Raw genomic sequence first — 17,128 nt, 5'->3', positions numbered from 1 at the left:
CATGCTGGCTGGCCATGGCCTCGACCTGGCCCTGTTGATGCTGCGCGTGGCCGCCGGAGGTTTCCTGCTGCCCCACGCGCTGGGCAAGCTGTTCGGCTGGTTCGGCGGCCCGGGGCTGTCCGGGTTCGCCACCGAACTGCGCGGCTTCGGGTTGCCGTCGGCAGCGCCCTTGCCGCTGCTGCTGGCGTTGACACAGGTGGCGTCCGGCCTGGCCGTGCTGCTCGGCTGGCAGACCCGTATCGCCGCGCTGGCGGCAGCGGCCTTCATCGGCTTCACCGTACTGTTGGCCCTGCCCAAGGGCTGGTTCTGGATGCGCGGCGGCAGCGAGTACCCGTTGATGTGGACCACGGTGCTGCTGGCCCTCGCGCTGGCCGGTCCCGGTGCCTGGGCGCTGGACGGCCAACGCCTTCCGGGAGATCTTGCATGAGTCACGATCCACTCGACCACGGCCGCCGCAACGTGGTGCTGGCCAGCGGCGCTGCCGTGGCGCTGGGCCTGGCCGGCCGCGCCGGTGCCGCACTCGATTCCACCTCCAAGGAGCGTCGCATGAGCACGCTGGTCATCCGCAATGCCCGCATCACCACGCTTGATCGTCAGCAGCCGCACGCGCAGGCGCTGGCCGTACAGGAAGGGCGCATCGTCGCCGTCGGCAGCGACGCGGAGATCATGCGCGACTGGGGCAACGAAGCGACCCTGATCGACGCGCAGGGCCGGCGCCTGCTGCCCGGCCTCAACGACAGCCATACCCATCTGATCCGTGGCGGCCTGAACTACAACCTGGAACTGCGCTGGGATGGCCTGCGCTCGCTGGCCGATGCGATGGCGATGCTGAAGGCGCAGGTCGATCGCACGCCAGCGCCGCAGTGGGTGCGCGTGGTCGGTGGCTTCACTGCCGCGCAATTCAACGAGAAGCGCCTGCCGACCCTGCAGGAGCTCAACGACATCGCACCGGATACGCCGGTGTTCCTGCTGCACCTGTACGACCGCGCGCTGCTCAACCGCGCCGCGCTGCGCGCCTGTGGTTACAACAAGGACACTCCCGATCCGCCGGGTGGTCAGATCGTGCGTGACTCGCTGGGCAACCCGACCGGGCTGCTGCTGGCCAAGCCGAACGCGCTGATCCTGTACGCGACGCTGGCCAAGGGGCCGCGCCTGCCGATCGAGTACCAGGCCAATTCCACGCGCCACTTCATGCGTGAGCTGAACCGGCTTGGCATCACCTCGGTGATCGATGCCGGCGGCGGCTTCCAGAACTATCCCGAGGACTACCAGGTCATCGAGCAGCTGCACCGCGACGATCAGCTGACGGTGCGCATCGCCTACAACCTGTTCACCCAGAACAAGGGCAAGGAAGTAGACGACTTCCGCGGCTGGAGCGAGATCCTGCAGCCGCGGCAGGGCGATGACCTGCTGCGCCACAATGGTGCCGGGGAAATGCTGGTGTTCTCGGCCGCCGATTTCGAGCTGTTCAACGAACCGCGACCGGAGCTGCCACCGGAACTGGAGCCGGAGCTGCACGACGTGGTGAAACTGCTGGTCGAGAAGCGCTGGCCGTTCCGCATCCACGCCACCTACGACGAGAGCATCAGCCGCATTCTCGATGTCTACGAACAGGTCAACCGCGAGGTGCCGTTCGATGGGCTGCACTGGTTCATCGACCACGCCGAGACCATTACCCCGCGCAACATCGAGCGCATCCGTGCGCTGGGTGGCGGCATCGCGGTACAGCACCGCATGGCCTACCAGGGTGAAGCCTTCGTCGAGCGCTACGGCGTGCAGGCCGCGCGGCACACGCCGCCGGTGAAGCGGATGTTGGCCGAGGGCGTACCGGTGGGCGCGGGCACCGATGCCACCCGCGTGGCCAGCTACAACCCATGGGTGGCGCTGTCCTGGCTGGTGACCGGGCGCACCGTCGGTGGCCTGGCCCTGTATGGCGAGGAAAACCTGCTTGAACGCGAGCAGGCGCTGCGCCTGTGGACCCAGGGCAGCGCCTGGTTCTCCGGCGACGAGGCGGTGAAGGGCACCCTGAAAGCCGGCCAGCTGGCCGACTTCATCCTGCTCTCGGCCGATTTCTTCCGCGTCGACGACGCGCAGATCGCCGACATCACCAGCGTGCTGACCGTGGTCGGTGGCCGCATCGTGCATGCCGACGGCGACTACGCGGGCCTGGCGCCGCAGCTGCCGCCGGCGATGCCCAACTGGTCGCCGGTCAACAGGTTCGGTGGCTACCATGTGGGGGGCGCCGCCACCGGGTTGGCAGCTGCGCACCGCCACCATCACGGCGTGGCCTGCAGTACCCACGGCGCGCACGGGCATGCCGCGCAGCACGCGGCGCCGACCAGTGACCTGACCGCGTTCTGGGGCGCAATGGGATGCTCGTGCTTCGCGTTCTGAGCCTGGCGTTGCTGGCCACGCCCTCGCTGGCGCTGGCCTGTGACAGTGGCCGCTGCAGTGACGTGGGCGACGGCCAGCTGCAGTGGGACGCGTCGCTGCGCGTGCGCGGGATGTATTACGACCCGGCACGGTTCGGCATCGGCGGCAGCGAGGATGGCTATGGTCTGCTGCGTGCATTGGCGTCGGCCACGTATGCCCGCGATGACTGGCAGGCGAAAGTGCAGCTGGGTGTCCACGGCGAGAATGGCAGGGCGGGCGGCCCAGGCCGGACCGACCGCGGTGCGCTGGACGTGCAGCAGGCGTACTGGCGTTGGCAACGTGGCGGTTTCCACGTGCAGCTGGGGCGGCAGGAGGCCGGCTATGGAAGCTCACGGTTGTTGTCGGTTCGCGATGGCCCGAACATCCGGTTGGCCTTCGATGGCGCGCGGGCAGGCTGGAAGGGGCGGTTCGGCACGCTTGACCTGATGGCCCTGCGACCGGTGGAGAACCGCCCGGGGGCGTTCGATGATCGCGGTGAGTCCGGGGCGCATCTGTGGGGGGCCTATGCCACCACAGCGCGCGGCCGCTGGCCCGGGCAATGGGACCTGTACCTGCTCGACTACCGTCGCGACGGCGCGCGTTTCGCCGCTGGTTCCGGAAACGAGCGGCGGCAGACACTCGGCGCGCGCTGGTTCGGCCAGGCCGGTTCGCTGGACTGGAACAGCGAGCTGGTAGTGCAGGGCGGTGAACTGCGTACCGCTGCCGGCAACCTCGACATCCGCGCCTGGACGCTGGCGACCGATACCGGCTGGCGCTGGAGCGATGTGGCGCTGCAACCGCGCCTGGGGCTGAAGGCCGACATCGCCAGCGGCGATGGCGACCTGCACGATGGTCGATTGGGCACGTTCAACGCGTTGTTCCCGAAATCGGCCTACTTCAGCGAAGCGAGCCTGCTGGCGCCGGCCAACCTGATGGACGTTCAGCCGACCCTGTCGCTGCGCCTGCACGACGCGGTAACGACGGAGCTGGGCGTACAGATGGCCTGGAAGCATCGTCGCGCCGACGCGGTCTACACCACGCCGGCACCGCTGGTGGCATTGCCGGGCAGTGCCGGTGGCGCGCGCCGCATCGGCACCCAGTACAAATCCGAAACACGCTGGCAGGCCAGCGAACACTGGCAATGGCAGCTGCAGCTGGCCTGGGTCGACGCCGGTCCTGCTCTGAAGCAGGCCGGTGGCCAGGACACGTTGTTCGCCTCGATCGTTGGAGCATGGCAATGGTGAACGCAAGCACGTCGCAACCTCCCGCACAGGCCGCAGGGGCCTGGTCCCCGCTGAAGATCCAGATGTTCCGTTCGATCTGGCTGGCCATCCTGGCCAGCAACATCGGCACCTGGGTCAATGACGTGGCCGCCGCCTGGGTGATGGCCGAACGCACCGGTTCGCCGCTGATGGTGGCGCTGGTGCAGTCGGCCACAACGGTGCCGATCGTGCTGTTGGCACTGGCGGCCGGAACGCTGGCCGACATTGTCGATCGCCGGAAGTACCTGTTGGCGACCCAGGGGTGGATGTTGCTGGTGGCGGCAGTGATGGCCGCGCTGACGGCGATGGACATGCTGACCCCGCAGCTGCTGGTACTGTTGACCTTCTGCATGGGGTGCGGTGCGGCAATGGCGATGCCGGCGCAGGCGGCGATCGTGTCCGAGCTGGTGCCACAGCCGATGCTGGCCTCGGCGGTAGCCTTGAACTCGATCGGCATCAACATCGCGCGTTCGATCGGCCCGGCCATTGGGGGCGTGATCGTGGCGCAGCTGGGCGCGGTGTGGGCATTCGGCTTCAATGCCATCACCTTTGCCGCGATGCTGTTCGTGGTGTGGGGCTGGAAGCGTGATCCGAAGCAGTCCAGCCTGCCACCGGAAGGCTTCGGTGCCGGCTTGAAGGCGGGCCTGCGCTACGCCAGCCGCGCTGGACGGCTGCAGGCGGTACTGATCAAGTCGGTGGGCTTCTTCTTCTTCGCCGCGGCGATGAACGCGCTGCTGCCGGTGGTGGTACGCGGCCAGATGCAGGGTGGTGCGGGGCAGTACGGCATGCTGCTCGGCTGCATCGGTATCGGTGCAGTGGGCGGCGCGTTGCTGCTGCCGAAGCTGCGCGCGCAGATGGATCGCGACCTGCTGGTGCTGCTGGCCACGTTGTCGCTGGCGCTCAGCCTGGTCGGGCTGGCGCTGACCCGCAGCTGGTACGTGCTGCCATGGGTGATGCTGATCAACGGTTTTGCCTGGATCACCGTGCTGTCGTCGCTGCAGATTGCCGCGCAGACGGCAGTTCCTGCATGGGTGCGTGCGCGTGCGCTGGCGCTGTACATCATGGTGTTCTCGGCCGGCATGGCGGCCGGTGGCCTGAGCTGGGGCGCGCTGGCGCAGCGTACCTCGCCGGAGCTGGCACTGCTGGTGGCTGCCGCAGGCGCGGTGATCGGGGGGCTGCTGGTGTGGCGCGTGCGCATCGCCGGTACCGAAGACCTTAATCTGCGCCCGGCCGGGCACTGGCCGGCACCGGAACTGTCGGTGCCGGTGTCAAACGACCGAGGTCCGGTGCTGGTCACCATCGAGTACCGCATCGACGATGCAGATCGTGCCGCGTTCCAGGCACAGATGCGCGCGCTGGGAACGATCCGCCGCCGCGATGGCGCGGTGGTCTGGGGCGTGGTCGAGGATGTGGCCAGTCCGGGCATCCACCTCGAGTATTTCGTGACCCCGTCGTGGCTGGAGCACCTGCGCCAGCACGAACGCATCACTGCCGACGACAAGGCGATCCAGGAAGTACTGCGTGGGCTGCATCGCGGCGAGCGTGCGCCGGTGGTGCGCCACTTCGTGGGTGGGCATGACCCGCTGCCGAAGACCGGGGTACCGCACCACCACAGGGATATCTGAGCGGCCCCTGGTAGAGCCGGCCGCTGGCCGGCTGCACAGATCGCGATGAATTGATCGTGTTGCCGGCCAGCGGCCGGCACTACCGAAGGGGCGGCGGCGCTGTGGGGCGCCGCCGCGGTACGTCACTTGCGTGCGAACGCGAGCAGGTCGGCGTTGAACTGGTCGGCGTGGGTGACGGTCAGGCCGTGCGGGGCACCGGCGTACACCTTCAGCTCCGCGTCCTTGATGATCTGCGAAGACAACCTGGCCGAGGCATCGAACGGCACGATCTGGTCGTCATCGCCATGCACCACCAGTGCCGGCACGTCGATCTTCCTGAGGTCTTCGGTGTAGTCGACTTCCGAGAACTCGTGGATGCAGTCGTACTGGCCCTTGACGCCGCCGAGCATGCCCTGCAGCCAGAACGAATCCCGCATGCCCTGGGTGACGCTGTTGCCATCGCGGTTGGCGCCGAAGAACGGCGTGGTCAGATCCTTGAAGAACTGCGAGCGGTCGCCACCGGTACCCTTGCGGATGCCGTCGAACACCTCCAGCGGAGTGCCGGCCGGGTTGCCGGCGGTCTTCAGCATCAACGGCGGCACGGCGCCGACCAGTACCACCTTGGCCACGCGCTTGCTGCCATGGCGGCCGATGTAGTGCGCCACTTCGCCACCACCGGTGGAGTGGCCGACCAGGATCGCGTGCTTCAGGTCCAGCGCCTCGATCACCGCCGCCAGATCGTCGGCGTAGGTGTCCATGTTGTTGCCGTCCCAGGTCTGGCTGGAACGGCCGTGGCTGCGGCGATCGTGGGCGATCACGCGGTAGCCGTTCTGGCCCATGAACAGCATCTGCGGGTCCCAGGCATCGGAGGACAGCGGCCAGCCGTGGGCGAACACGATCGGCTGGCCGGTGCCCCAGTCCTTGTAGAAGATGCGCGCGCCGTCGGCGACGGTGACGAAGTTGCTCATTGCGGTTTCCTTGGCGGAAGGGAGGGACGGCGCCGGCGGATATGCCGGAACCGCCAGCAGTACAGCGCGTGGCCCGGTGGGTGGCTTGCACGGCTGTGCTGGATTGACCGGGGTGTGACGCGTATCGCTCTGGAAGCCGGCGGCTTCGGCGCTGACGATGATGGCCGTCCTGTCCAGGAGCATGCGATGTCGAGAGTGCGATGCAGCCCACTGTTGTGCCTGCTGCTCGCCGCAGCGGTTCACGCGCAGACCAACGTCTACAAATGCGTGGACGGTCCGCATCCGGTCTATCAGCAGACACCCTGCCAAGGACATGCGGAATGGCGCTGGGAGGTGCCGGAGGAGCAATCGCTGTCGCGCGGACCAGCGCCAAGCCCGGCCAGGGCGGGCAGCGCGGTGCTGGCGCCACCGCGCATCGTGCGCTCGCGGCGGGCGCAGGCCGCGCTGATACCCATCAGTACGGACCCCAGGGCCTGTGAGCGCGCACGACAGCACCGCGGGGAGGTGCTGGCCAGGAGCAAGCGCCTGGACTTCGTGCAACGCCGTCAGCTGGACGACGCGGTGTACGACGCCTGCCGCTGAGCGTGGCTCACGAAAGGCCGAAAGCGACAACGGCGCCCTGTGGCGCCGTTGTGCGTGGATGCAGATGGCCGGGCCTCAGCGACCGTCGCTGGCGGGAGCCGGTGCCGGCGAAGGCACGCTGTCCGGCTTGGGCAGGCTCAGTTCCGGGTTGCCCTGTTCGGCCTGCAGGATCTGGATGCGGCGCTGCAGGGCGTCCAGCTGGCTGTTGGTGCTCTGCACGTCGGTGCTGAGGCTGACCGCCTGCTGCTGCGCCTGCTGCAGGGCGGCGCTGACCTGGGCCGACTGCGCCTGCTGCTGTTCCATTTCCTGCTGCAGGGTGCGCAGGCGTTCCTCGTTGTACGCCACCAGGCGCTCGGTGTAGCGCTTGCCGGCTTCCAGGCGGGTGGTATCGATGTAGACCTGGGCCAGCTGTTCGGACTGCTGGGCAAAGGTACGGTAGACCCGCTCGGCGTTGTCGACGGCATCGGTCTTGATCACCCGCCAGAAATTCTTCTCCTGGAACAGGGCGACGTAGTAGGTCAGGGTGTTGGCGTTGAACAGCAGGCTGGCGCCGTAGTTGCCGTTGTAGGTCGTGCGCAGCTCGGTCAGCTGCCGCGAATCCATCAGCTGCTTGAGTTCGTCAACGGTGTTGCGCACCACCGGCGCGCTGCGTGCGGCCGGCTCTGCGGCTGCCTCACGGTCGCCACGGGCAGCCATCGCCGCCGGTGCCACCAGCATCATGGCTACGGCCAGCAGTGCCGCGCCGCGCGCGTGCCGGGCGAAGACCGCGCCCCCTGAAGTTTCTCGCATGTCTAGACCATCCACGGATGAGTGTGGGTTGAGATGAAGGTGGTTCCCCGCCGGGAGTCTAGCATGGGCGCGGGCGCCGCCAAGGGCGCCCGTCACGGGTCAGTAGACCAGCTGCGCCGCGCTGCACTGGATCGACTGCACGTTGACGTCGGTGCGGCCGAGTTCCAGGCCCAGCACGCTGGCCAGCAGGTTGGTCAGCAGGGTGCCGACGCTGTTGAGCACCGGCCGCAGGGCGGCCAGGATCGGCTTGAGCAGCGTGCACAGCAGGCCGCTGCAGCTCACGCTGCCATCCGGATTGCTGACGCCGGTTCCACCGGTACCATCGAGGAAGCCGGCCGGTGCGGTCTGGATGTACGAGGCGAGGTTGTTGCGTACGCAGCCGTTGTAGTCGATCAGGTTGCCGAGCAGGCTGTCGCAGCGGTTGATCAGCAGGCCGCCGACCAGCGATCCGAGCAGCCCATCGAGCACGCCCAGTCCCTGGCCGGTGACGGTCACCTTGAACGCATCCCAGACCGGACCGTCCTTGTGGCAGGTGGCCAGGTTCAGCAGGCCGCAGGCGTAGGGCAGGCCTCCGGGTACGGTCCAGCTGTTGAGCGGGGCCAGTTGCCGGCTCGCGTCGCCATCGCGCAGCAGTGGAATCAACTTGTCCACCTCATAGCGGGTGTTCGGCGGGAAGGTGGCCTGCAGGTAGCGGTCGGCCAGTGCCTTGGCGGTGTCGTTGGCGCTCATGCCCTGCTTGGGTGAGCTGAGCATGCCCGACAGCACGCGCAGCAGTTCATTGACCAGGTCCGATACTGCGTTGCCCACCGCCAGTGGATTGATCCGGGTCGAGGCGGTTTCGCCCGCAGCCAGGGTCAGGCTCTGCGAGCTGGTCAGGGCGGGCAGGGTGATCTTGTCATTGATCAAGGGTTGCCCCAGCAGTTTCAGCAGCTGCTCGTTCTTCAGGGTGGCGTCGCAGACATTGCTCTTGGAGAAGCGCTGCGCCGGGTCGACATTGCCGACACAGGCGCGCAGCACCGACGAATCGACCTGGATGGTGGCCTTCTGTGGGCTGGCGCCGCATTGGATGCCGGTCAGCGTGCCCATCGCATTGGCGACATCGACATGCAGTGGCAGGTGCAGTCGCGTGCCGAGCAGGTTCAGCAGCGGGCCCACCGCGAACAGGTTGTTGCTGTCCACGTCCACCATCAGCCGCACCTGCGCGTTGTACGCGCGGGTACCAACACCACCGATGGCGATCGAGGGCGGCTCGACCACGCCGGCCTGGATGTTGATGCCCAGCAGGTCCAATCCCTTGACCGCCACGCCGTTGCCGTCATTGGCGATGGAGATGGCGGTGCTGATCAGGTTGAGTACGTTGACCTTCGTTTCCAGCGCGCTGCCGACGGTGCCATCCGGCGAGACGACTTCGGCGAACAGGCCACCGCCGCCGGACTGGCTGCCCAGCACGATGTTGAGCTTGTTGATGTCCAGCTGGGTGGCGACCAGGTCGGACAGCGCGCGCAGCTGTACGCCCACGGTGGTATCGCGGCCGACCACGGTGGCGGTGGCATCGACCAGCTGTGCCAGCGAGATCTTGTTGACCGACAGCAGCCGGTTGAAGTCGGCCACGCTGAGGTTGGCGCTGACCGGGATGTTCAACGCCTTCAGCAGGCCCGACGGGGTGATATTGGCCTGGGCCAGGCCGTCATAGGAAAGCACGGTGGCATTGGTGACATCCAGGCCGACCAGGCGCAGGGTCGACAGCAGTACCGAGTCGCCATTGGTGCGCAGCAGCTGCGAACCGACCGCGAACACCGCGGTCGGTTCGGAACGTCGGGCCACCGCCTCCACGCTGACGGTGGGCAGGCGGGTGTTCTGGCCGAAGAACGGCAGCACGCTGCGCTGCGCGACCACCTGCACGGCATTGCGTGGGTTGCTGGCATCGACGGTGGTGACGAAGCGGTTCGACGTGCTGCGTGCGGCGCTCCAGTTGCCGCAGCGGATCTGCAGGGTGCCTGCGAACTTGTTCTGGGTGACCGCGCTCTGCCGTGCTGCACTGTTGTCGCTGTTGTCAGACGTGCACAGCTCCAGCCGTTGTGCACCGGCCAGTGCAGCGAGGTCTGCGACTTTCTGTGCGTCACGCTTGGCCCAGAACAGGTAGCCGATCTCGATCAGGCCCAGCATGGCCAGCAGCGCCAGCATGACCAGCATCATGGTGACCGACATTCCGCCCCGTGGGCGGCTGAAACTGAACTGGCGTGGGCGTTTCATGGCCTACCTCAGCGTCCGGATGAGGATGTTCCCTTGGACTTGGCGACATCGGTTTCGAAGAAGTTCGGGATCTCGTGTTCGAAGCTCTTCAAGTAGCGGGCGTAGCTCAACGTGGCCTGGTCGCCGAGGATCGGCAGGCGTTGCCCTGCCTGCTGTCCCGATGCCTGCAGGCGGAACAGGTCGCGCGCGGTATCGCCGATCTGCGTGCGTGCAGGGCGGGGCGCGGGTGCGACGTGGTCGGTGGCATTGATCGCCGGGGCGGTGGCCGGTGATGCCGACGGGGCAGGGGCTGCAAGGTCCACCGTGGCCAATGCCTCGGACTGCAGCGGCTGCGGGGCCGCTGCGACCGGTGCGCTGCCGCCGAGCATCTGCCCGGTCAGGGGTTGCTGCTGCGCCTGCGCGCCGCCGGCCATCAGCAGGCAGGCCAGTGCAGGCAACAGGCGTCGGGTCAGGGGCATCGCGCTCATGGAGTGTTCCCGTTCGGCTGATCGGAGGTGCTGAAACGTTCCAGCATCGAGGGCGGCAGGCGCTGTGGGTCGCGTGCATCACGGATGTCGCGACGTGGTTCGGCGGCCAGGCGCGTGGTGCTTTGCTGCACGCGGGTGGTGGCACCGGGGTTGGCGCGGGCGGACGGGGACGCAGGGGCAACCTGCGCCGCGGCGGCCTGGCGCTGCTGCAGGCGAGCACGGATCTGCGCGGCCTGCTGCTGGATGCTGCGGCGGGTGTCCTCGTTGAGGTTGGCCTGCTCGGCGAGGCGCTCTGCGGTGGCGGCGTCGCCGCGCAGCACGGCCCACAGGGCAAGGTTGGCAGTGGCCTTTGGGTTGCCTGGAGAGAGCTCCAGCGCCTTGGCCAACGGTTCACGCGCCTGTTCGAACTGGCCTGCACGCAGACGTGCATAGCCAAGATCGCCCAGGTAGTCGGTGTTCAGGGGCTGCAGCTGCGTGGCCCGGGCCAGTGCCTCCTCGCTGCCGCCATCGTCGTCACGGCGCGCAGCGATCAGGCCCAGGCCGTGCGCGGCTGCAGCGGCCTGCGGGCCATTGGAGAGCTCGCGGTACAGGGTGATGGCCGCGTCGGCCTGGCCGGTCTCGCGCAGGGCGTCGGCCTGCAGCAGGCGCAGCGCTGGCGGATCGCCATAGCGCTGGCGGAAGGCATCGACGTGGGCCAGCGAGGCATACCAGGCACCCTGCTGCTGCATGCGCCCGATCAATTCCAGGTAGGCATTGCGGCTGTCCTGCGGTGCCGGTTCGGGCGCGGCCAGGCTGGGGGCGCGCAGGTACTTCGGCGTGGTCGACGCACAACCACTGGCGACGGCGGCGAGGGCAAGCAACAGGCAGGAGGTGCGCAGGGCAGGCATCAGGGCGATCCCATCTTTGACATGGTGGTGGCCAGCGCGACCAGCGCCGGTCCGGCAAGTACCAGCATCAGCGCTGGCAGCAGGGTCAGCATCATCACCACGGTCATCTTCACCGAGAGCTTGCCGACCTTTTCCTTCAGGGTGTTGCGGCGCTGTTCCCGCAACCGGATGCTGAACTGCCGCAGCGGTTCCTGCACCGCGCCGCCATGTGCGTGCACCTGCAGGATCAACTGCATCAGGCTGGTCAGGTCATCATCGGCGTAGACCTCGCTCAGGCGGCGCAGGGACTGCGCGCGGGTACGACCATGGGTGTACGCGACGTTGGCCTCCTGCAGTTCGCCGCCGAGCACCGGCAACGCGTCGCGCAGCTTGTCGCCCAGCGTCTGCAGGCTCTGGTCCATGCTGAACCCCACGCCCTGCAGCAGGCGCAGCAGGTCGATCAGCAGGGGCAGCTCGTTGTCGACTGCGCGCCGGCGCCGCTTCACCCACGAAGAGAGGATGAACTTCGGCAGCAGCAGGCCAGCTGCGAGCGCACCGATCACGACCATCATCCTGGCCAGCCCCTGGGCGCTGCTGAACGCCAGGGCCAGCGCCAGCACCAGCACACCCAGAAGCAGGCGCAGGCCAAGATAGATGGCGGTGCCACGGCGTGTGTTCCAGCCCGCCAGGTCCAGCAGCAGCCGGTCTTCATTGGCCAGCAATGCAGATTCCAGGCGGCCGCCGCTGAGCGCGCGCCCGAAGCGTTCCAGCCAACCCAGCGAATCACGGCGCGCGGCCTCCGTGTCGCGTGCCTCGTCCCGGGGTTGCAGTGCGGTTTTCAAGGTGGCCGAGGTGCGCTGTTCGCGATGGCTGCGTACCCACCCGGCAATGCCCAGCAGGGCAACACCGGCGGCCAGCACCAGCAGGGACAGCGCAAACCAGGTGCTGGCACTCATCGGGCACCTCCATGGCGGATCCGGGGGGTCATAGCGACTTGGCCAGGCGGTAGAGCAGGAAAGCGCCAAACAGCTCCAGCCCCAGCGCGATCAACAGGATCTTGTGGCCCAGCGGATCGTGCAGCACCGGCTGGAAGAATTCAGGGCTCGATATGGCCATCAACACCGCGCTGGCCGGTGGCAGCAGGCCCAGCACCCAGGCCGACATGCGCGTTTCCGACGTGGTCGCGGCCAGCTCCTGCTGGGCCTGCTCCAGGTCGCGCATGAAATCGCCCATGCGCTGCAGGATCTGATCGGAGCGTCCGCCGATGCGGACGCTGACACCGATCACCACGGACAGCACCTTGAGCACGTCCATCCGGTAGGGTTGTGCCGCCAGGCTCAGGGCACGGTCCAGGTCCATGCCGCTGCGTGCGTAGCGCACGGTGGTGTCCAGCAGTCCGCGCAGCGGCGCGCTGGTCTGCATCGACGCCACCTGGAAGGCTGCCTGCAGGCTGTTGCCCAGCGCGGTCAGCCGCACCAGGTTGTCGAGGAAGTCGGGCAGCTGGTGCAGCAGCTGTGCACGCAGTTTCGTGGTGCGGCGCATGACCCACAGCCAGCAGGCCAGCAGGTACAGCAGCAGGGTCAGGGGGAACATCCACGCCGTGCCGAGCCTGAGCATGGCCACGACCGAAAGCACCAGTCCCGGCACCAGCATCATGATGGGCAGCTTCCAGCCCGTCTGCAGGCCGGCACGTTGCAGCAGGCCGTCCAGCGGCAGCACCCGGCGCCCGGCACTTGCCGGACGCGCCGGATCGTTGGCGGCGGCCACGGATGCCCCGGCCGGGGCGCCGCCGCTGGCACCTCCGCGAGCCAGCTGCTGCTCTGCGTGCTGCAGCGAGGCCTGGCGCTGTTCGCGGCTGCTGGCGGTGCCCCACAGCCACACCGCAAGCGCCAGCAGCACCGAGATGATGCTCAGTACACCCAGCAGCAGGCCCGTGCCCATGTTCAGAAGTCTCCGTACAACGATTCGCGCAACTGCTGGCGGAACGGTTCCAGCTTGTGCGAATGCGGATGGAAGCCCAGTCCGATCCAGCGATCGGTTTCCTTGCCGTTTCCGTCGATCTGCAGTTCGTGACGGAACATTTCCTGGGTCGTGATCAGGTTGTCGCTGACACCGGTGATTTCCGTGATCGAGACCAGCACGCGCCGGCCGCTGCCCAGCCGCGAGATCTGCACGATGAAGTCGATGGCGCTGGCGATCTGCCGGCGCAGGCTGTCTTCGCTGCCCTGGAACCCGGCGAAACCGGCCAGCATCTCGATGCGGTACAGGCAGTCACGGGGCGAGTTGGCGTGGATGGTCGCCATCGATCCGTCATGGCCGGTGTTCATGGCCTGCAGCATCTCCAGTACTTCGGCGCCACGCACCTCGCCGACCACGATGCGGTCGGGGCGCATGCGCAGGCTGTTGCGGACCAGGTCGCGGATGCTCACCGCACCATGGCCTTCAGCGCCGCCGATGCGGCTTTCCAGGCGGACAACGTGCGGATGGTTGAGTGACAGCTCGGCGGTGTCCTCAACGGTGATCACGCGTTCGTTCGGCGGCACGTAGCTGGCCAGTGCGTTCAGCAGCGAGGTCTTGCCGGAACTGGTGCCGCCGGACACCAGGATGTTGCAGCGGCCCAGCACCATCGCCTTCAGCAGCGCCTGCATCGGCGCATCGAAGGTGCCCTTGGCCAGCAGCTCGTCGGGGGTGAACGGGTCCTTGCGGAACTTGCGGATGGAGACCATCGGCCCATCCACCGCCAGCGGCGATATGATCGCGTTGAGGCGGCCGCCGTTGGGCAGGCGCGCATCGACCATCGGGTTGGAGTCGTCCAGGCGGCGGCCCAGCGGCGCGAGGATGCGGCGCAGGATGCGCAGCAGGTGGGTGTCGTCGGTGAATCGCTGGGTGGCGCGCTTGAGCTGCCCTCCCTGCGAGACGTGCACATCCTTGAATCCGTTGATCAGGATGTCTTCGATCGTCGGGTCGTGCAGCAGGTCGTCGAGCGGGCCGAAGCCGGTCAGCTCCTTGACCAGGCCTTCGGCGACCACCTGCATCTCCTCCTCGTTGATCGGGATGCGCCATTCCTGGATGAAGCCGACCGTCTGCACCTGCACCCAGCGGGCGATGGTGTCAGGCGCCCAGGAATCGATGTCGATGCGCTCGTCCTCGATGCTGTTGAGCAGGTGTTCGTGGGCGGCCGACAGCACCTTCTGGTACTGCTCGGTCTGCGCGAACGGCAGGTGGCCCGGGGCGCTGTCGGGCAGCACCGGGCGGGTGGCGGCATGCGGGAATGGGGTTACCTTGTCTTCCATTGCGATCCACCCAGGGCAAGGGAGAGTCTTTCCCGCAGGCCATGGGCCTGGACCGGGCAGGCAGCCGGATCCAGGCGCGGCACGAGCGGGGCGAGGGCACGCAGGTAGGGGTCGCGCGGTGCGTCCTGCAGCAGCAGATGCCCCTGGCTGGCGGCCAGGCGCACGCGCGGGCGTTCGGGCAGCGTGGCCAGCAGTGGCACTTCGAAGCGGCGCGCGATCTGGTCGGGGCTCATGCCGCTGCTGTCGTCGTGGCGGTTGATCACCAGCTGCAGGCGCTTCTCGCGTTCACGCTGGCCGGCCAGGTGCTTCAAGGCCTGGTCGAGCGAAACCAGCGTGGCGATCGAAGCGTCCGTGACCAGCCAGATCTCGTCGGCCTGGTCCAGCAGCAGGGGCGGCAGCTGCCGCAGCGGACAGCCACCGGCATCGCACAGCACGCTGGCGAACACGCTGCGCAGGCGCTGCAGCAGTGCGCCCGGGTCCGACGGCGGCACGGCATCATTGCCGCTGGCACGGTCGAGCAGCACCAGGCCGGTGTCGTGCCGAGCCATCGCGGTGCGTGCGAGGGTGGCGTCGATGCGGCTGGCGTTGCGCAGCGCATCTTCGTAGTGGAAGCGGCTGTCCAGGTTGAGGTACAGCGCCAGGTCGCCGGACGGCTGCGCCAGTTCCATCAACAGGCCGTCCTGTTGCAGGGCCTCGCCCTGGGCCAGTGCGCGGGTCTGCTGGGCCAGTACCGAAAGATGCGCGGCAAGGGTGCTGGTGCCGACCCCGGCACGCACGCCGAGCAGGACGATCAGGCGCGCCTTGTGTGCATGCTGGGCGGTAGCGGCTGGACGCGGCGACAGGGCGCGGCGCAATGCCGCCTCGATGCCGATGTTGTCGCTGTCCAGGTCCAGTACATCGCGCAGGCCGGCACGCAGCGCGATCACCACGCCTTCGACCTGGGCGGCGCTGGTGGCGCCGACCGCGACCAGGGGCAGGTCGGGCTGGGTCTGCTGCAGCTGCTGCGCCAGCAGGCTGGAGGCCGCGGCGTGTTCCGGGCGGAAGTCGAGCAGCACCAGGCTCTGTGGCCCGCGCTGCAGGTCCTGTGCGGAGGTCGGCATGCTGCTGTCCTGCCAGTGCAGGGTGGTGGTCGGCGGCAGTTTCGCCGCCAGCCGGGGCAGCAGTTCGCGATCCATTCCGTACAGGACCAGATTCATCGGTGGTCCTTGCGGATGCAGCGGCTGGGCGGTGGCGTAGGGCATGGGCGTGATATCGCAGGCATCATGAGAATCAGCGTGAGAAGCCAGGTACCGGATCCTGACTGATCGGGCCAAGCAGCCAGGACCCCCACTCGGGAAGATTCGGCTTGGCTTCGCGTTCGCCAGGCAACGGCAGCTGGGTATTGCGCGCCAGCGGTTGCACCAGCCGCGGCGTGACGATGATCACCAGCTCCTTGTCCTGTCGCTTGTAGTCGAAGTTGCGGAAGAACGAACCGATGATCGGCAGGTCGCCAAGCAGGGGGATCTTGCCGACGTTGGAGACGACATTGGAGCTGACCAGGCCACCGATCACGAAGCTCTCGCCGTCGCCCAGTTCGACCGTGGTGTCGGCACGACGCGTGGTGATCGATGGGATCTGCACGCCATTGAGGGCAATGGCGTTGCTGTAGTCCAGATCACTGGCTTCGGGTGCGACCTTCAGCGCGATGCGGTTGGGGGCCAGCACCGTCGGGGTCACGGTCAGGCCGATGCCGAACGGCTTGTAGGTGATGGTGGTGGTACCCAGTCCCTGCGGCTCCAGGATCGGCAGTTCGCCGCCGGCCAGGAAGCTGGCGCTCTGGCCGGACAATGCGACCAGGGTAGGTTCGGCCAGCACGCGTGCCATGCCGTTGCTCTGCAGCAGGTCGACATCGGCGTTCCACAGGCCCTTGGTCGAGCCGAACACCAGGCGGAAGGCCGAAGAAATGGGCGACTCGGCCTCATTGCCGGAGTTGCCTTCCTTCATGCCCGGCAGGATGCCGGTATTGCCCGGCAGCTGGCCGCCCGGGCGGGCGAAGCCGTAGGCGAAGTTGCCATTGCGGTTCTGGAAGCTGATGCCGATCTGCTTCAACGCGGTCTTGTTGAATTCGACCACCTTGACCTCGACCTGGACCACGCCGCCGCTGCTGACCGTCGACGCATCGGCAAGCAGCCCATCCTTCCCCAGCGCCATGGCGGCGGTCTTCTGTTCCTGCATGTGCGAGAGGACGCTGTCGGTGCTTCCCTGCAGCAGGCCCTGGTTGTCCTGCTGGGTGAACACCAGCCCATTCGAGCCTGCGTCTGCAGCGCCCTGCACGGCACTCTGTACGCGCACCTGCAGGCGTTGCGGCTCGGCCTGCTTGCGGTGCCACAGCAGGAGCGTCGTTGTACCCGGCGCCTTTCCGACCAGCAGCGCCTGGCGCTGCCCACGCAGCATCACGATGTCGGCGACGCCCGGGTCGGCGATGGCGACCCGTTCCAGATCGGCCGGGAGGGTCCATGGGCGCTGCTCACGCGCCTGCAGTACGAGATCGTCGGCGGCCACGCTTGTCGCCGGAGCCAGCAGCACCAGCAGCAGGGCCAGCCAGCGCTGGCGGGGAGAGGGGCGTGGGCGGCGGCGTTCGGTCATGGATGCG

15 protein-coding genes are annotated in these 17,128 nt (G+C 67.8%); 5 read left to right on the top strand and 10 right to left on the bottom strand.

Annotation, left to right across the window (positions count from 1 at the left end; translation table 11 throughout):
• Position 1 precedes the first annotated feature (1 nt).
• The 4 genes from AC5P88_RS09625 (at position 2) to AC5P88_RS09610 (ending at position 5,299) form a co-directional block, all read left to right on the top strand.
• Positions 2–427, top strand: coding sequence for a DoxX family protein (locus AC5P88_RS09625; protein ID WP_495224887.1), 426 nt, complete (start codon positions 2–4; stop codon positions 425–427).
• A 119-nt stretch (positions 428–546) separates the two neighbouring features.
• Positions 547–2,394, top strand: a complete 1,848-nt coding sequence (locus AC5P88_RS09620) for an amidohydrolase (RefSeq protein WP_495224962.1) — start codon at positions 547–549, stop codon at positions 2,392–2,394.
• Entirely contained in the window at positions 2,373–3,656 is a 1,284-nt protein-coding gene (locus AC5P88_RS09615; protein WP_495224886.1) for an alginate export family protein, read from the top strand. The genes AC5P88_RS09620 and AC5P88_RS09615 overlap by 22 nt, the downstream gene beginning before the upstream one ends.
• Positions 3,650–5,299 carry an MFS transporter gene (locus AC5P88_RS09610; protein WP_495224885.1) on the top strand — a complete coding sequence of 550 codons (1,650 nt, stop codon included), beginning with the start codon at positions 3,650–3,652 and terminating at the stop codon, positions 5,297–5,299. The genes AC5P88_RS09615 and AC5P88_RS09610 overlap by 7 nt, the downstream gene beginning before the upstream one ends.
• Positions 5,300–5,421: 122 nt before the next feature.
• On the opposite strand, the gene AC5P88_RS09605 is transcribed toward AC5P88_RS09610, so the two are convergent.
• Positions 5,422–6,246, bottom strand: coding sequence for an alpha/beta fold hydrolase (locus AC5P88_RS09605; protein WP_495224961.1), 825 nt, complete (start codon positions 6,244–6,246; stop codon positions 5,422–5,424).
• A gap of 186 nt (positions 6,247–6,432) precedes the next feature.
• Between AC5P88_RS09605 and AC5P88_RS09600 the strand changes: the two genes are divergently transcribed.
• Positions 6,433–6,828, top strand: coding sequence for a hypothetical protein (locus AC5P88_RS09600; RefSeq protein ID WP_495224884.1), 396 nt, complete (start codon positions 6,433–6,435; stop codon positions 6,826–6,828).
• Between the two features lie 75 nt (positions 6,829–6,903).
• On the opposite strand, the gene AC5P88_RS09595 is transcribed toward AC5P88_RS09600, so the two are convergent.
• From AC5P88_RS09595 to AC5P88_RS09555, 9 genes are all read right to left on the bottom strand, one after another.
• On the bottom strand, positions 6,904–7,617 hold the full coding sequence (locus tag AC5P88_RS09595; protein WP_286073741.1) for a DUF2968 domain-containing protein: 714 nt from the start codon (positions 7,615–7,617) through the stop codon (positions 6,904–6,906).
• Between the two features lie 99 nt (positions 7,618–7,716).
• Positions 7,717–9,870, bottom strand: a complete 2,154-nt coding sequence (locus AC5P88_RS09590) for a TadG family pilus assembly protein (RefSeq protein WP_495224883.1) — start codon at positions 9,868–9,870, stop codon at positions 7,717–7,719.
• Between the two features lie 8 nt (positions 9,871–9,878).
• Positions 9,879–10,337: a DUF3613 domain-containing protein gene (locus AC5P88_RS09585; protein ID WP_495224882.1), complete on the bottom strand. Its 459-nt coding sequence runs from the start codon at positions 10,335–10,337 to the stop codon at positions 9,879–9,881.
• Positions 10,334–11,224: a tetratricopeptide repeat protein gene (locus AC5P88_RS09580; RefSeq protein WP_111111937.1), complete on the bottom strand. Its 891-nt coding sequence runs from the start codon at positions 11,222–11,224 to the stop codon at positions 10,334–10,336. Before AC5P88_RS09580 ends, AC5P88_RS09585 begins: the two co-directional genes overlap by 4 nt.
• A complete protein-coding gene (locus AC5P88_RS09575) occupies positions 11,224–12,159 on the bottom strand; it encodes a type II secretion system F family protein (protein WP_106549493.1) in 936 nt (311 codons plus the stop codon). Before AC5P88_RS09575 ends, AC5P88_RS09580 begins: the two co-directional genes overlap by 1 nt.
• Before the next feature lie 28 nt (positions 12,160–12,187).
• Positions 12,188–13,144, bottom strand: coding sequence for a type II secretion system F family protein (locus AC5P88_RS09570; protein WP_106549494.1), 957 nt, complete (start codon positions 13,142–13,144; stop codon positions 12,188–12,190).
• A gap of 2 nt (positions 13,145–13,146) precedes the next feature.
• A complete protein-coding gene (locus AC5P88_RS09565; protein WP_049426686.1) occupies positions 13,147–14,496 on the bottom strand; it encodes a TadA family conjugal transfer-associated ATPase in 1,350 nt (449 codons plus the stop codon).
• Positions 14,481–15,737, bottom strand: a complete 1,257-nt coding sequence (locus AC5P88_RS09560; RefSeq protein ID WP_099484279.1) for a CpaE/TadZ family protein — start codon at positions 15,735–15,737, stop codon at positions 14,481–14,483. Before AC5P88_RS09560 ends, AC5P88_RS09565 begins: the two co-directional genes overlap by 16 nt.
• Before the next feature lie 28 nt (positions 15,738–15,765).
• Positions 15,766–17,121, bottom strand: a complete 1,356-nt coding sequence (locus AC5P88_RS09555) for a type II and III secretion system protein family protein (RefSeq protein WP_495224881.1) — start codon at positions 17,119–17,121, stop codon at positions 15,766–15,768.
• Positions 17,122–17,128: the final 7 nt, after the last annotated feature.

The sequence above is a fragment of the Stenotrophomonas sp. YJH_SMC_8 genome, from assembly GCF_059371315.1.
Note: the sequence above shows the minus strand (reverse complement) of the source record. Positions and strands in the feature narration are given on the sequence as shown.

Bases quoted from the DNA above. Each gene is read 5' to 3' on its own strand.
- AC5P88_RS09625 (WP_495224887.1), top strand. From the start codon at position 2: ATGCTGGCTGGCCATGGCCTCGACCTGGCCCTGTTGATGCTGCGCGTG.
- AC5P88_RS09620 (WP_495224962.1), top strand. From the start codon at position 547: ATGAGCACGCTGGTCATCCGCAATGCCCGCATCACCACGCTTGATCGT.
- AC5P88_RS09615 (WP_495224886.1), top strand. From the start codon at position 2,373: ATGCTCGTGCTTCGCGTTCTGAGCCTGGCGTTGCTGGCCACGCCCTCG.
- AC5P88_RS09610 (WP_495224885.1), top strand. From the start codon at position 3,650: ATGGTGAACGCAAGCACGTCGCAACCTCCCGCACAGGCCGCAGGGGCC.
- AC5P88_RS09605 (WP_495224961.1), bottom strand. From the start codon at position 6,246: ATGAGCAACTTCGTCACCGTCGCCGACGGCGCGCGCATCTTCTACAAG.
- AC5P88_RS09600 (WP_495224884.1), top strand. From the start codon at position 6,433: ATGTCGAGAGTGCGATGCAGCCCACTGTTGTGCCTGCTGCTCGCCGCA.
- AC5P88_RS09595 (WP_286073741.1), bottom strand. From the start codon at position 7,617: ATGCGAGAAACTTCAGGGGGCGCGGTCTTCGCCCGGCACGCGCGCGGC.
- AC5P88_RS09590 (WP_495224883.1), bottom strand. From the start codon at position 9,870: ATGAAACGCCCACGCCAGTTCAGTTTCAGCCGCCCACGGGGCGGAATG.
- AC5P88_RS09585 (WP_495224882.1), bottom strand. From the start codon at position 10,337: ATGAGCGCGATGCCCCTGACCCGACGCCTGTTGCCTGCACTGGCCTGC.
- AC5P88_RS09580 (WP_111111937.1), bottom strand. From the start codon at position 11,224: ATGCCTGCCCTGCGCACCTCCTGCCTGTTGCTTGCCCTCGCCGCCGTC.
- AC5P88_RS09575 (WP_106549493.1), bottom strand. From the start codon at position 12,159: ATGAGTGCCAGCACCTGGTTTGCGCTGTCCCTGCTGGTGCTGGCCGCC.
- AC5P88_RS09570 (WP_106549494.1), bottom strand. From the start codon at position 13,144: ATGGGCACGGGCCTGCTGCTGGGTGTACTGAGCATCATCTCGGTGCTG.
- AC5P88_RS09565 (WP_049426686.1), bottom strand. From the start codon at position 14,496: ATGGAAGACAAGGTAACCCCATTCCCGCATGCCGCCACCCGCCCGGTG.
- AC5P88_RS09560 (WP_099484279.1), bottom strand. From the start codon at position 15,737: ATGCCCTACGCCACCGCCCAGCCGCTGCATCCGCAAGGACCACCGATG.
- AC5P88_RS09555 (WP_495224881.1), bottom strand. From the start codon at position 17,121: ATGACCGAACGCCGCCGCCCACGCCCCTCTCCCCGCCAGCGCTGGCTG.